Origin of the sequence: Pseudomonas sp. FW305-25 (genome assembly GCF_017351415.1) — a bacterium.
Classification (GTDB): domain Bacteria; phylum Pseudomonadota; class Gammaproteobacteria; order Pseudomonadales; family Pseudomonadaceae; genus Aquipseudomonas; species Aquipseudomonas chlororaphis.
Genome location: NZ_JACNDE010000001.1, coordinates 22,987 through 36,347 on the forward strand (window position 1 = coordinate 22,987; position 13,361 = coordinate 36,347).

Sequence of the window (13,361 nt, forward strand, 5' to 3'; positions counted from 1 at the left end):
CACAGGGAATTTCCATGGATTGGCATGAAGCTATGAGGATGAGCGTTTAAATGGCTACTTACGTATTAGGGATTTCGGCGTTCTATCACGACAGCGCAGCAGCGTTGGTGAAGGACGGGGTGCCGGTGGCGGCGGCCCAGGAAGAGCGCTTCACGCGGGTGCGGCACGACGCGGCGTTTCCGGCCAATGCCATAAAGTACTGCCTGGACGCCGAGGGTATCGGCCTCGATGAGCTGACCGCGGTGGTCTACTACGAAGACCCGCAGGAAAAGTTCTCGCGGATGATTTCCTCCTTCGCCAGTGGCGGCATCAGCGGCGCGCGCACCTTCATCAGCACCATGCCGGAATGGATCCGCTGGAAGCTCAATGTGCTCAAGTTCATCGACGAGAAGCTCGAGGAACTGGGGCGTGGTACCGGCCCGCTCACCATCGCCTCGCAGCACCACCGTTCCCATGCCGCGGCGGCGTTTTTCCCGTCGCCGTTCGAGCAGGCGGCGGTGCTGTGCATCGACGGCATCGGCGAATGGCATTCGACCACGATCTGGAAGGGCGACGGTTCCAAGCTCGACCTGATGAACTCGATTTCCTATCCGCACTCGGTCGGCCTGTTCTACTCGGCGTTCACCTATTACTGTGGCTTCAAGGTCGACTCCGGCGAGTACAAACTCATGGGCCTGGCGCCTTACGGCCGGCCGATCTATGCCGACAAGATCCGCAAGGAACTGATCAACATCCGCGCCGACGGCTCCTTCACCCTGAACATGAAGTACTTCGAGTACCTGCGTGGCGAGCGCATGGTCGGCGAGGCATTCGAGGAGCTGTTCGGCGGTCCGGTGCGCAAGCCGGAGAGCCCGATCACCCAGCGCGAATGCGACCTGGCGGCCTCGGTACAGCAGGTGACCGAGGAAGTGGTGCTGGGGCTGGCCACCGCGGCCGTGCGGCAGACCGGTTACCGCAACCTGTGCCTGGCCGGTGGCGTGGCGCTCAACTGCGTGGCCAACGGCGTGCTCAGCCGTTCCGGACGTTTCGACGCGATCTGGATTCAACCCGCGGCCGGCGACGCCGGTTGTGCCCTGGGGGCGGCCATGGATTATTCGGTCAAGCGCACCGGGCGCCCGCACCTGGGCAGCAAAAAGCTCGACGCCATGAGCGGCAGCCTGTTGGGGCCGGGCTTTGGCGATGAAGAGATCCAGGCGTTTCTCGACGCCAACCAGTATCCATACCGGCGCTTCGAGGGTGCCGAGCTGTATGACGAAACCGCGCGGCACCTGGCCGACGGCGCCGTGGTCGGCTGGTTCCAGGGGCGCATGGAGTTCGGCCCGCGAGCCCTGGGCGCGCGCTCGATCCTCGGCGATCCACGCAATCCCGAGATGCAGCGCACCATGAACCTGAAGATCAAGTACCGCGAATCCTTCCGGCCCTTTGCCCCGGCGGTGCTGGACGAGGACGCCCAGGTCTACTTCGACATCTGCGAGAAGAGCCCGTACATGTTGATGGTTTCGCAGGTCACCGACTCGATCAAGACCGAGGAATCGCGCAGGCCGGGTGGCCCCGAGCGTGGCCTGGGCAGTATCAACTCGATCCGTTCGCAGCTGCCGGCGGTGACCCACGTCGACCTGTCGGCGCGGGTGCAGACAGTGACCGAAGAAAACAACGCGCCGTTCACCCATCTGCTGCGCAGTTTCAAGAAGCGCACCGGCTGCTCGGTGCTGGTCAACACCTCGTTCAACGTGCGCGGCGAGCCGATCGTGTGCAAGCCGGAAGAAGCCTACGCCTGCTTCATGCGCACCGAGATGGACGTGTTGGTACTAGGCAACTTCATTCTCGAGCGCACGACCCAGCCGGAGTTCGTCGAAGAGGTCGACTGGCGCAACGAGATCCCGCTGGACTGATCGCTCACTCACTTTTTATTCAGGAGACAAGGCCATGCTCAGGTTGCTTTCGTTGTTGATGTTCGCTGTGGTGTTGCTACCGATCGGTTGGGCGCGCCGGATATTCAATTCCTCGCGCTTCAGCCAGCGTTTCCATCAAGGCTCGACGGCGTGGGACCACCCGGAAAACACCCGTTAGGCCGCATAACTGCAAGGGCTCGGATCCATGTCAACGGTCATCTACAAGAACTTGAATGCCTCACCGATTCTCGCCGTCAATGGCGCTGGGGTCTGGCTTGAGGATGCCTCGGGCAAACGCTACCTCGACACGTGCGGCGGGGTAGCCGTTTCCAGCCTGGGACATGGACACCCACGGATCGCCGCGGCCATCGAGCAGCAGGCGAAAAAGCTCAGTTGGGCCCATGCCGGCAGCTTCACCACGGCCGCCGCCGAGGAATTGGCGGACCTGCTGGTGGGGGCCTCCGGCGGGTTGGCCAAGGCGCAGTTTCTCTCCGGCGGCTCCGAGGTCATGGAGCTGGCGATGAAAATTGCCTACCAGTATCAGTGCGAGCGCGGGCTGCCGGGCAAATCGATCTTTATCTCGCGGCAGCAGAGCTACCACGGCAGCACCCTGGGGACCTTGTCGATATCCGGCAACCTGCAGCGTCGCGGGGTATTCGAGCCGTTGCTGGGGGCCGCCGAATTCGTCTCGCCCTGTTATGCCTATCGCCATCAGGGCGCCGATGAAAGCGACGAGCAGTACGGGACGCGCCTGGCGCTGGAACTGGACGAAAAAATCCGGGCACTGGGCAGCGACAGGGTCGCGGCGTTTTTCGCCGAGACCGTGGTCGGCTCCACCAACGGCGCGGTGCCGCCGGTGCCGGGTTACTTCCGCAAGATCAAGGCGGTGTGCGAGCGTCACGACGTGTTGCTGATCCTCGACGAGGTGATGGCCGGCATGGGCCGTACCGGCAGGTTCTTCGCCTACGAGGACGACGGCATCGTGCCGGACATGGTCGCGGTCGGCAAAGGCCTGGCGGCTGGTTACCAGCCGATCTCGGCGTTGCTGGTCAGCAGCCAGGTGCATGAGGCGATGGCGGGCAACTCCGGGGTACTGGGCAACGGCCAGACCCACGTCAACCATCCGCTGGCCTGCGCCGTTGCGCTGGAGGTGCAGCGGGTCATCGAGGACGAGAACCTGCTGCAGGCCGTGCGCCTGCGCGGCGAGCAACTGCGCCACGGCCTGCGCGAGTGCCTGGCGCGCTTCGAGCATGTCGGCGATGTGCGCGGACGCGGGCTGTTCGTCGGCGTCGAGTTTGTTCAGGACCGCGACACCCGCGAGCCCTATCACGGTGGCGGCCGTTACGCCGCGAGCCTCAAGGCGCAGGCGCTGGAACAAGGGCTGCTGATTTATCCGGGCAGCGGAACCGCCGACGGTGTTCACGGTAACCACGTGCTGTTCGCGCCGCCGTTCATCTCCAGCGAAGCGGAAATCGCCGAAATGGTCGAGCGCTTCACGGCGGTGGTCGAGGCCTGCCAGCAGGGTTAGCGGTAGGGCGGACCGGGGGTGTTTTCGAAATGTACCAACAGCCAATAGTGGAAAAGACTATGCAGACCATCGAACCATGCAAGGACAAAGTTCTATTGTCGGTGTGCACCATGGACTGGTGCGATCACGGCGTTGAATTCGCCAAGACGGTTTTTTCCAACCTGGAAGTGTTCTGTTGGGACCCGGGCGACCCCTATCCGTATCACCTGGAAGACTGGGAAGGCGACTGGATCATTTCCTATCGTGGCGACTTCATCTTCCCGCCGAGCATCTATCAGCGGGCCCGCAAGGGCGCAATCAACCTGCACCCGGCGCCGCCCAAGTACCGCGGCCTGGGCAGCCAGCACTACGCGATCTACTACCAGGACGAAACCTACGGCTCGACCTGCCATCACCTGGCGCCCTCGGTGGACAGCGGCGACATCATCCATGTTGCGCGTTTCAACATCGCCCCGGCGGAAACCGCGTCTTCGCTGCGCCTGCATGTCGGCGCCTATTGCCTGCAGCAGTTCATCCACCTGTTGACCGACTACATCCTGCAAGGCCGTCCGCTGCCGGTTTCGCCCGAGCGCTGGGGCGAGCGGCTGTACAAGCAATCCGAACTCAAGCCCTGGATGGAAAAGATCCGGGCCGAAGAACCCGATCATCGCTGCTTCAAGTAACGAGGAGGGATGCCGGCCCGCGCGGGGCGGCATCCCCGGTTGGTAAACCCTGCTCCCGCGACTTCTACGAGAGACCGTCAAATGTTTGATTTATCGAGCTTTGGTGCTGCTATGGCCGTTTATGTCATCGGAACCGCCAGCCCTGGCCCGGGTAACCTGGCGATTGCCAACACCTCGCTCAGCTACGGGCGTACCCCGGGGTTGGCGCTGGCGGCCGGGGTCATTTCCGGTTCGTTGTGCTGGGGCGCGATGACGGCCGCGGGCGTCTCGGCCTTGCTGATGTCCAACACCCAGGTGCTGGTCTGGCTGAAGATCCTCGGCGCCTGCTATCTGTTGTGGCTGGCCTACAAATCCATCCGCGGTGCCCTGAGCTCGAGCGCGGTCAACCTCAACCGCGCCCGGGCCAAACAGAGCCGCACGCTGGGGTTCTACCTGCAAGGGCTGGGCATCCACCTGACCAACCCCAAGGCGGCCCTGACCTGGTTCACCGTGACCACCGTCGGCCTCAGCGCCACGGCGCCATCCTGGGCCAGCTTCGTGCTGGTGGGCAGCTGTGCGGTCGCTGGTTTCGTGATTTTCTGCGCCTATGCCCTGGCCTTTTCCGCGCGTTCGGCGGAGCCGTTTTTCGTCCGCACGCGCAAGGCTTTCGGCCTGGTCTGCGGCGCGTTCTACGCGATGGTCGCCGCGGGTTTCATCGGGTCCTTGCTGTAAGCGTGGATAAGCCTCGCCCGTGGCGATCGCCGGGGCGAAAACAATGACTCAGGGCTCTGTTCGGAGCATGTACTTCTCAGGATGACTGTATGCCGTTGTCGATCGACTTGTTGTTGGCTTTCGCCTTGTTTGCCTTTGTCACCTCGGTAACCCCCGGACCGAATAACGCCATGCTGCTGGCCTCGGGCGTGAATTTCGGATTCCGCCGCACGGTGCCGCATATCCTCGGGATCAGTTCGGGGTTCCTGGTGCTGGTGCTGGCCGTGGGCCTGGGCCTGGGCGCGGTGTTCGAGGCCTACCCGGTGCTGTACAAGGTGCTGCGCTACGTCGGTGCGGCCTATCTGCTGTACCTGGCCTGGAACATCGCCCGTTCCGGGCCGGTGTCCCAGGAAGTCGACGGCAAGGGCCGGCCGCTGGGGTTCTGGGGCGCCGCGGCGTTCCAGTGGGTCAACCCCAAGGCCTGGGTCATGGCGCTGGGGGCCATCAGCACCTACACGCCGTTGCAGGGCTACTTTTTCAACGTGGTGGTGATCGCCAGCCTGTTTGCCTTGATCAACGCCCCGAGCGTCGGGGTCTGGGCCGGGTTCGGCAGCGTCCTGCGCAATGTCCTGCGCGACCCGCGCTGGCTGCGCCTGTTCAACTACGGCATGGCGTTGCTGCTGGTGATTTCGCTGTTCCCGCTGCTGCAAGCCTGAGGGGCTTTTGCAGGGCGTTATGCCGCCACCCGCCGCCACCGGCGCGTGGCGGTTTTTTTGCCCGCTCATTACCCCTGGGCGACAGCCGCCACGCCGGGTTCGTGGCGAGTCAGGCGGCACCATTTGTGCCAGGTGAATTGCAGTTGCAGCAGCGCCGCCCTGGCCATTTCCAGATCCTGTTCTGGCAGTTGCGGCGCCTGTTCCAGGGCCTTGAGCAGGGCGACGGTCGGAGCGTCGAGTCGATCGCTGCGGTGTGGCGCCGGACCGCCTGATTTGAGCAGCGTGGCGATGCTCAGCAGGTAGTGCCCGCGTTCCACGGCCAGGGCGCCGGTCACCGCAGCCAGGCTGGCGCGCAGTTGCAGCAGTTCGTCGCCCAGGTCGAGCCCGAGCAGGCCGTTGTCCCAGTGCTGGCGGCGTTCCTGGGGCAGGCTTTCGGAATAGCGCGCCAGGCGGATCAGGCGGTCGGCCATGCGCCCGCCGAACCAGCTCTCGGCTTGCTCCAGCGGGCGCGAGGTGAGTTGCGCCAGGTCGAACAGCGAGGCGCGGAACATCCGCCGATAGTGATGTTCGCCGGGGTTGAGGCTGACCAGGCGGAACACCAGGACCGCGATGCCGACGCCGACCAGGGTAGCCATGGCCTTGTTGAGGAAGTTGGCCAGGTCGTAGGTCATCAGGTTGCCGGGGCCGACGTTGTTGATGAAAAAGATGCAGAACGCCGAGGCGATCGGCGCCATCCGCGGCTTGCTCATGCACAGCGAGGCGCAAAACAGCGGCACCCCCAGGCCCACGCACAGCAGCGGGAAACCGTCCCAGCCGGGCAGCAATCCCAGGCCGACGAAGCCGGCGACCGGCACCGACAGGGCGATGCCCTTGAAAAAGTTGAGGCTGGAGGCGGAAGGGTTTTCCCGGCCGGCGAACAGGCTCAGCACCACCCCGCAGATCGATACCGCGCCCAGGCCTGAGGGCCAGGCCGAGAGCACCCAGAAGCCGGCCACGGCGAGAAACGCCAGGGCGCTGCGCAGGCCACCGAGAATGCCTTGCTCGATATCGCGGTGCCAGGACAGGGCGCCAGGCGCGCCATCGGGCACTCGGGCTTGCTCGACGGCCTGCAGGGTTTGCGCACTGCGTTCGAGCAGCACCGGCACTTGTGCCAGTTGCATCAGGCACAGATGCGCGTCCTGCGACAGGCTGCGGTCCTGCAGCGCCTCTTGAAGGCGTGAGGACAGTTGGGCGATGTCTTGCTCGTGGCTGTGTTCCAGGGCCGTGGCCAGCTGTTCGATCAGGGGAGCCACGCTGGCATTCGCCGCGCTGTCGAGCATCAGCCGCTGGCGGGCCACGCCACGGGCGGCGCGCAGCAGGCTCAGCAAGTCGCGACTGAGCACTCGCAGGGCCTGTGAACGACGCCGTCCCTGGGGGCCTTCGAACCAGGCGTGATCGCGCTGGGCATCGACCGCCACCAGCTTGCCGAGGGCTTCCAGCAGCCCCTTGCGCTGGTCCTGGCCGATCAGTTCGGAGGCCGCGGCGCGCATGCCGGCTTGCCACGCGAGCTTGCCCTGGGTGGCCAACGCCTGTTCGACCCGGCGTGGCCAGAGCACGGTGCTGGCGATCGCCGCGCAGATGATCCCCAGGCTGATTTCCGAACAGCGGGCCACGGCCTGATCGAACACCAGCAGCGGATGTGCGGTGGCGGGCAGGGCGACGATCGCTGCGGTGTAGCCGGCCAGTACGAAGCCGTAGGAGGCGTGATTGCGCAGCAGCGAGGCACCGGTGGTGCAGAAGGCCAGCCACAGCGCCATCGCCAGCAGAAACAGCAGGGGCGCCTGGCCGAACAGGCCGATCAGCACGATCGAGGCCACGGCCCCGCTAAAGGTGCCGAGCAGGCGGAAGGCGCCCTTGGCCAGGACCATGCCGCTGCTGGGCTGGCTGACGATGAATACCGTGGTCAGGGCCCATTGCGGCTGCTCGAGGTTGAAGCGAAAGGCCAGGTACAAGGCAATGAACCCGGCGATCATGTTCCTGATGGCGAACAGCAGGTCGTTGCGGCTGGGAGCCAGGACGGCCAGCCAGAAATCGGGGATTCGCAGGGCGAGGCTTTTCATTGGCAAGGCACATAGATAGCTAGCTAATGATTAGCATCGTATCTACTTGCCTGGAAAATTCCAATGAGGATTTTTCCGGGGCCGGAGAAGGTACAGGTGGTGAGGGGAGGGCGAAGAAAAGGGCCCTGCGCGGATGGCAGGGCCCTGGAGGGATCACTCGGCGATTTGCAGCTTGCGCGATTCGGTGTAGACGTAGCGGACTTTCTCGTATTCGAACGGCGAGTCCAGCTGGCCATAGCGGAAGCTGGTCTGATAGCGCTTGTCGATAGCGCGCAGGACCCAGAGTTCCGGGTGATTCGAGCTGACCTCGGACACGTTGAGGAAGTTGATCGCCGACTCGGTGGTGTAATCCACGGCCAATCCGGCGGTGTCGCGAAGGTTCGAGGGCCCGAGGATCGGCAGGACGAAATAGGCGCCGCCCGGCACGCCGTAGAAGCCCAGGGTCTGGCCGAAGTCTTCGCTCTGGCGTGGCAGGCCCATGCGGGTGGCGGGGTCCCAGAGACCGCCGATACCGAGGGTGGTGTTGACCAGCAGGCGGGCGGTGGTGTTCAGCGAGCGCTGGCCCTTGAACTGCAGCAGGCTGTTGACCAGGTTCGGCACGTCGCCCAGGTTGTTGAAGAAGTTGCTCACACCGGTGCGCAGGAAGCTCGGGGTGATGTAGCGGTAACCGTCGACCACCGGCAGGAACACCCACTGATCGAAGCGGTAGTTGAAGTGGTACACCCGGCGGTTCCACGACTCCAGCGGGTCGTAGACGTTCAGCGCGTTGAGGGTCGAGCGCTCGAACTCGCGCTGGTCCAGGCCCGGGTTGAACTTGAGCCGCTTGAGCGGTTGGGTGAAGCCGTCTCCGTCTGCGACCACGGGTGTTGCGGTCTGGCCGTCGTCGGCATTGGCATAGCCTGCGCAGAACAACGCAGCGATGAGCAGGAGATGTTTAGCCACGGAAGAACTCCAGCATGGCGTCGCTGTTGACGCGGTAGTTGAGGTTGCCGCAATGGCCGCCATGGGGGTAGACCGTCAGCCGGTCGCCAAAGGTCTTGCGCAGGAACCCCAGGTCGCCCGGGCCGAGGATCACGTCGTCGGCGTTGTGCATCACGGCGATTTTCGGGCTGTCCTGCAGGTAATCCTTGAGCGCGTACAGGCTCACCTGGTCGATCAGTTGCAGCACGCTACCGCCGTCGGTGCGGGCGCGCCACATCGGAATCACCTGCTCGGTGATGTAGCAGTCGAAGTCGCATTGCAGGGCGCGCTTGAGGAACGGCGTGAGGTTGGTACCTTCGCTGATCGGGTACTTGGGCGGGGTGATCAGGCCGCGGCGGTTGATCAGGTCCGAGGTGAACGCTATATCGGCGGCGGAGAAGCGGAACGAGGTGCCGATCAGCATCGCCATCTGCTCGTTGCTCAGGTGCTGCTTGGACTGCTGGAAGTCGTAGAGCAGGGCATCGTTGAGGTCGATGTAGCCCTTCTGCTGGAAGTAGCGGGTCAGCTTGTTCAGTACCAGCTCGTAGAAGGTGGTGGTGTTATTGATGCCCTTGACCTCGGTCTGCACCAGCTTGTCGAGGTTGGTGATGGAGGTATAGAGGTTGACCGGCGGGTTGAGCAGCAGGACTTTCTTGAAGTTGAAGCTGCGTCGGGTTTCGTCCAGCTTGCTGACGAAGGCCGCATCCAGGGCGCCGAGGCTGTAGCCGGTGAGGTAGAAGTCGGTGACCGGCAGTTTCGGGTTCTGCGCGCGCACTGCCTGCATCACGCGGTAGAGGTCTTCGGCGTCTTCCTTGGTCACGCCGGGGGTGGCGAACCGCGAGGCGGCGCTGATGAAGTCGAAGCTGGTGGGCGAGGACAGCTGCACCACGTGGTAGCCGGCCTGGTAATAGAGCTTTTTCAGGTACTCGTTGAGACTGCTGTCATAGCGCGCGCCGGTGCCGGCGATGAGGAAGATCAGCGGCGCGGCATGGTCCTGCTCGGCGATGCGGTAGGTGAGCTTCTTCACGGCCCAGAAGTTGTCCGGCAGGATGAACTCGCGCTCGGGGCGCAGGGTCAGGCTGCGGTCCGCCTGATTGATGTCGTCGTCACTCGGCAGCTTCGGACGCAGGTCCGGCGGAGTGGTGGCAATGGTCGCCTCGAACGGATTGGTCAAGGGATAGCCATAGCTGGCGGCATCGATGTCGACCGCGAGCGCGGACGCACTCGAAATAAGGCCGCCAAACAGGGCAGCGAAGCGCAAGGAACGGAGCATGACTAAATCCCTGTAGAGGAAGGTGCCGGGTAAAGTTCGCAGGCTATGACCACCGGGTTGCTGCCGAAGTGCCATGGCACGGCACAAAAAACGATCAAGGCAGGGCAAAGCCGGATCGGCGGTAATAGTCGCCAGACGATACACTTTGCCGCTGTTTGCTCAACAGTTATCTGTGTAACAAGCTTGCTTACCAGCCTCGGGCGATTATGCTGGGCGCCGTTTTCGCTTATCGGAGTGCTTCATGTCCCGCCGTCTTCCCCTGATTCTGCTGCTTGTTGTCCTGCCGTTGTGGCTGGCCGCCAGTTATGGCGTGCGCTACGGCTTCATGGAGGACGCTCGATGGGTCGGCGTCTGTGTCGACGAGGCCAGCCGCTGGGAGTGCCAGGCGCGTTCCAGCCTGGGGTTGCTGATCCACTTCAAGGTCATGGGCTGGGCGGCGTTGGCGGCGTCCCTGATCGCCTTCGTGGTGCCGGGCCGTTCCGGCTGGGGCCTGGCGGTGCTGGCGCTGCTGTTCGGCTTTCCGGCGCTGGCGCTTTACAACACCAGCCTGGCGGTGTTTGCCATCGTGATCGGCGCCTTGCGGCTGGTGCGAGCGCCTCGCGCGGTGGCGTGAGGCGAATCGCCGGTAATAAAAAAGGGATGACCATGGTCATCCCTTTTTTCTGTCAGGCTTTGCGAGCCCGCAAGCTGCGCCACAGGGCGGCGACCATCAGCACGCTGACCAGGGCCCAACCCCAGGCCTGCTGGTTTTCCAGGCCTTCGCGATACAGCTGGGGAGCGATGCCGGCACCGACGATAAAGGTCAGCAGGGCGATTTCGCGACGCGGCACCCGCACCGGGCGGCACAGGTAGACCAGGGCCGGCAGGAGCAGGGCGGCGCTGGGGAAGCTGCGATAACGCGGGTCGAACACCAGCTCCAGCATCATCACCGCGGCGGCGAAACCGGCGCCGGCGAGCAGCCAGCCGGCATGCTTTTCCAGGCGATTGAACATACGTTGGCGCCAGCCGGCGCGGGTGCTCAGGCTCAGTGCCGCGTGTGCCAGCACCAGCAGGTTCAGGGCCAGCAGCAGGCCCGCCCAGAACCATTCCCCGGTAAAGCGGCTGGTGACCCGCGCCAGCTCGCCCCAGGCGCCGATGGAGCAGGCGGCCAGGGCGCCGAGCAGTGGCAGGGTCAGCGCCGCGCGAGTACCGCGGACCCGGCCACCGAGGATCAGCGTGGCAACGAAGATCACCCCGCCCACGCCCAGCCACAATGGCCAGTAAGGCAGGTTCGACACCGGCCCGGCGAGTACGCCCTTGTCCTGGCGATCGGCATCGAACAGCCCCCAGTAACCGCCGACCGCACCTTCGCTGGCGCGCTTCCACGGCTGGTCGAAGGCTTCGATCAGGTTGTAGTGCCAGCCATTCTGTTCGGCCATGACCACAAAACCACGGATGAACTTGGCCTCGTTGACCCGGCTCGGCAGGGCGGTTTCGCGCTGGCGGCCTTCGCTGGGCCAACCTGTTTCGCCAATCATCACGTCCTTGGGCGCGAACTTGTTGCCGAACACCTGGCGCACCTGCGCCACATGGTTCAGCGCGGCATCGATGTTGGACGGATCGTCTTCCCAGTAGGGCAGCAGGTGGATGGTCAGGAAGTCCACCGCCGGCGCGATTTCCGGGTGCTTGAGCCAGAACTCCCAGACGTCCGCGTAAGTGACCGGCTGCTTGACGTGGGCCTTGACCTTGTTGATCAGCCTGGCCAGTTGCGGGCCGGTGACTTCCTTGCGCAACAGGGCTTCGTTGCCGACGATCACCGAGCTCACCACGTCCGGGTTGGCATTGGCCGAGGCGATCAGCAGGTCGACCTCTTTTTCGCTGTCCACCGGGTTGCTGTTGACCCAGGCGCCGATCATCAGTTTCAGGCCGTGCTTGCGCGCCAGGTCCGGCAGGGCTTCGAGGCCGGTCATGGAGTAGGTGCGGATGCACTCGAAGCGGGTCGCCAGCAGCGCCAGGTCGGCGTCCATGCGCTCCGGGCGCAGTTTGAACGGTTGGTCGAAGGGCGACTGGTCTTTGTCGAACGGCGTGTAGGACGCGCATTGCAGCTTGTGGCTGGCGCTGGCGACATCCGGCAGCACCACCGGCTGGCCGAGGCCGTACCAGAAACCGCAGAGCGCGAAGACTCCCAGCAGGCAGGCGAATAGATAGGGCAGGAGCGGGAAGCGGGCAATCGAGGGCATGGTCAGGCCGTCAGGAAACAAAGCCGGGCATCTTACCCGGATTTGCCGCTGCCCAGGTGGCCTGCATGATTTTGACATGCAAAGTTCGGGCGGGATTGGGCGACTGTTTTGGGCATGCCCTGATTACTGGCGAACTGGTGTCGTTGCTGAATGTTTTGAGGTCGCAGTCAGAGCAGGTCGCCTTTGGCGTCAGGTTGATGATCGACGCGTCAGAGCTCTCATAGGGCAATCGCGCTGATGTTCGAGCAAGTTGGTGGGGCGTGATGAGGGCGCTGTGCACCATAACAACAGGTTGACGCGGCTCGGCATCCGTCGGGCGCAGCACTTTCGGGGAAGTAACGATGAAGATGCGACGACTCTTAGGCGCAGGTGCCGGTCTGGTACTTGCGATCAGTTCAACCCTGGCCAGCGCCGATAGCAAAACCCTGAGCATCGGCTATGTCGACGGTTGGTCGGACAGTGTGGCGACCACCTATGTAGCGTCTGAGGTGATCAAGCAGAAACTCGGTTATGACGTGAAGTTGCAGGCCGTGGCGACCGGGATCATGTGGCAGGGCGTGGCCACCGGCAAGCTGGACGCCATGCTGTCGGCCTGGCTGCCGGTGACCCACGGCGAGTACTGGACCAAGAACAAGGACAAGGTGGTCGACTACGGTCCCAACTTCAAGGACGCGAAAATCGGCCTGATCGTGCCGGAGTACGTCAAGGCCAAGAGCATTGCCGACCTGAAGGGTGACACCACCTTCAAGAACAAGATCGTCGGTATCGATGCCGGCTCGGGCGTGATGCTCAAGACCGACCAGGCCATCAAGGACTACGGTCTGGACTACAAACTGCAAGCCAGCTCGGGCGCAGCAATGATTGCCGAGTTGACCCGCGCCGAAGAGAAGAACGAATCCATCGCGGTCACCGGCTGGGTGCCGCACTGGATGTTCGCCAAGTGGAAGCTGCGCTTCCTGGACGATCCGAAAGGCGTTTACGGCGCCGCTGAAACCGTCAACAGCATCGGTAGCAAAGGCCTGGAGAAGAAGGCGCCGGAGGTTGCGGCTTTCCTGAAGAAGTTCCAGTGGGCCTCCAAGGATGAAATCGGTGAGGTGATGCTGGCGATTCAAGAGGGCGCCAAGCCGGAAGCGGCGGCCAAGGACTGGGTGGCCAAGCACCCTGAGCGCGTTGCCGAGTGGACCGCTAACTGACCGGGAAGCGTCTAGCTCACAGGTCTCGAGGCCGCCGGGTGTTCGCACCCGGCGGCCTTTTGTTTTGCCCGGTGCAAAAGCCTGTGTCGGGGGTACTGTCGTTCTAATACTAAGGTCGTCTGGAACCGG

Annotated in this window: 12 protein-coding genes; 8 read left to right on the forward strand and 4 right to left on the reverse strand. The window is 63.8% G+C overall.

What is annotated here, in order from left to right:
- Window positions 1–50 precede the first annotated feature (50 nt).
- The 6 genes from J4E58_RS00105 to J4E58_RS00130 all read left to right on the forward strand — a co-directional run bounded on the left by J4E58_RS00105 (window position 51) and on the right by J4E58_RS00130 (window position 5,488).
- On the forward strand, window positions 51–1,892 hold the full coding sequence (locus J4E58_RS00105) for a carbamoyltransferase (RefSeq protein WP_087088823.1): 1,842 nt from the start codon (window positions 51–53) through the stop codon (window positions 1,890–1,892).
- A 34-nt stretch (window positions 1,893–1,926) separates the two neighbouring features.
- Window positions 1,927–2,070, forward strand: a complete 144-nt coding sequence (locus tag J4E58_RS00110; protein ID WP_007931463.1) for a hypothetical protein — start codon at window positions 1,927–1,929, stop codon at window positions 2,068–2,070.
- A gap of 27 nt (window positions 2,071–2,097) precedes the next feature.
- The gene (locus tag J4E58_RS00115) at window positions 2,098–3,420 is read left to right on the forward strand and encodes an aspartate aminotransferase family protein (protein ID WP_053260152.1); all 1,323 of its coding nucleotides are present in this window, start codon (window positions 2,098–2,100) and stop codon (window positions 3,418–3,420) included.
- Between the two features lie 59 nt (window positions 3,421–3,479).
- A complete protein-coding gene (locus tag J4E58_RS00120; protein ID WP_007931465.1) occupies window positions 3,480–4,082 on the forward strand; it encodes a formyltransferase family protein in 603 nt (200 codons plus the stop codon).
- An 81-nt stretch (window positions 4,083–4,163) separates the two neighbouring features.
- On the forward strand, window positions 4,164–4,793 hold the full coding sequence (locus J4E58_RS00125; protein WP_007931466.1) for a LysE family translocator: 630 nt from the start codon (window positions 4,164–4,166) through the stop codon (window positions 4,791–4,793).
- 89 nt (window positions 4,794–4,882) lie between these two features.
- Window positions 4,883–5,488, forward strand: coding sequence for a LysE family translocator (locus tag J4E58_RS00130; protein WP_007931467.1), 606 nt, complete (start codon window positions 4,883–4,885; stop codon window positions 5,486–5,488).
- 68 nt (window positions 5,489–5,556) lie between these two features.
- On the opposite strand, the gene J4E58_RS00135 is transcribed toward J4E58_RS00130, so the two are convergent.
- From J4E58_RS00135 to J4E58_RS00145, 3 genes are all read right to left on the reverse strand, one after another.
- On the reverse strand, window positions 5,557–7,587 hold the full coding sequence (locus tag J4E58_RS00135) for an FUSC family protein (protein WP_087088821.1): 2,031 nt from the start codon (window positions 7,585–7,587) through the stop codon (window positions 5,557–5,559).
- 153 nt (window positions 7,588–7,740) lie between these two features.
- Window positions 7,741–8,529 (reverse strand): VacJ family lipoprotein, encoded by a 789-nt coding sequence (locus tag J4E58_RS00140; protein ID WP_087088819.1) that lies wholly within the window; start codon window positions 8,527–8,529, stop codon window positions 7,741–7,743.
- Entirely contained in the window at window positions 8,522–9,820 is a 1,299-nt protein-coding gene (locus J4E58_RS00145; protein ID WP_087088817.1) for a serine/threonine protein kinase, read from the reverse strand. The genes J4E58_RS00140 and J4E58_RS00145 overlap by 8 nt, the downstream gene beginning before the upstream one ends.
- Before the next feature lie 241 nt (window positions 9,821–10,061).
- Between J4E58_RS00145 and J4E58_RS00150 the strand changes: the two genes are divergently transcribed.
- Window positions 10,062–10,433, forward strand: a complete 372-nt coding sequence (locus tag J4E58_RS00150; RefSeq protein WP_009042785.1) for a hypothetical protein — start codon at window positions 10,062–10,064, stop codon at window positions 10,431–10,433.
- A 52-nt stretch (window positions 10,434–10,485) separates the two neighbouring features.
- Here the strand turns inward: J4E58_RS00150 and J4E58_RS00155 are convergent, their stop codons facing one another.
- Window positions 10,486–12,039, reverse strand: coding sequence for a beta (1-6) glucans synthase (locus J4E58_RS00155; protein ID WP_087089315.1), 1,554 nt, complete (start codon window positions 12,037–12,039; stop codon window positions 10,486–10,488).
- A 341-nt stretch (window positions 12,040–12,380) separates the two neighbouring features.
- Here J4E58_RS00155 and J4E58_RS00160 point away from each other — a divergent pair, with 341 nt between their 5' ends.
- On the forward strand, window positions 12,381–13,232 hold the full coding sequence (locus J4E58_RS00160; protein ID WP_007931479.1) for a glycine betaine ABC transporter substrate-binding protein: 852 nt from the start codon (window positions 12,381–12,383) through the stop codon (window positions 13,230–13,232).
- Window positions 13,233–13,361: the final 129 nt, after the last annotated feature.

What these genes read in the sequence shown, in the direction of transcription:
- J4E58_RS00125 (WP_007931466.1), top strand. Translation starts at nt 4,164, where the DNA reads ATGTTTGATTTATCGAGCTTTGGTGCTGCTATGGCCGTTTATGTCATC.
- J4E58_RS00150 (WP_009042785.1), top strand. Translation starts at nt 10,062, where the DNA reads ATGTCCCGCCGTCTTCCCCTGATTCTGCTGCTTGTTGTCCTGCCGTTG.
- J4E58_RS00145 (WP_087088817.1), bottom strand. Translation starts at nt 9,820, where the DNA reads ATGCTCCGTTCCTTGCGCTTCGCTGCCCTGTTTGGCGGCCTTATTTCG.
- J4E58_RS00120 (WP_007931465.1), top strand. Translation starts at nt 3,480, where the DNA reads ATGCAGACCATCGAACCATGCAAGGACAAAGTTCTATTGTCGGTGTGC.
- J4E58_RS00115 (WP_053260152.1), top strand. Translation starts at nt 2,098, where the DNA reads ATGTCAACGGTCATCTACAAGAACTTGAATGCCTCACCGATTCTCGCC.
- J4E58_RS00155 (WP_087089315.1), bottom strand. Translation starts at nt 12,039, where the DNA reads ATGCCCTCGATTGCCCGCTTCCCGCTCCTGCCCTATCTATTCGCCTGC.
- J4E58_RS00110 (WP_007931463.1), top strand. Translation starts at nt 1,927, where the DNA reads ATGCTCAGGTTGCTTTCGTTGTTGATGTTCGCTGTGGTGTTGCTACCG.
- J4E58_RS00135 (WP_087088821.1), bottom strand. Translation starts at nt 7,587, where the DNA reads ATGAAAAGCCTCGCCCTGCGAATCCCCGATTTCTGGCTGGCCGTCCTG.
- J4E58_RS00130 (WP_007931467.1), top strand. Translation starts at nt 4,883, where the DNA reads ATGCCGTTGTCGATCGACTTGTTGTTGGCTTTCGCCTTGTTTGCCTTT.
- J4E58_RS00105 (WP_087088823.1), top strand. Translation starts at nt 51, where the DNA reads ATGGCTACTTACGTATTAGGGATTTCGGCGTTCTATCACGACAGCGCA.
- J4E58_RS00160 (WP_007931479.1), top strand. Translation starts at nt 12,381, where the DNA reads ATGAAGATGCGACGACTCTTAGGCGCAGGTGCCGGTCTGGTACTTGCG.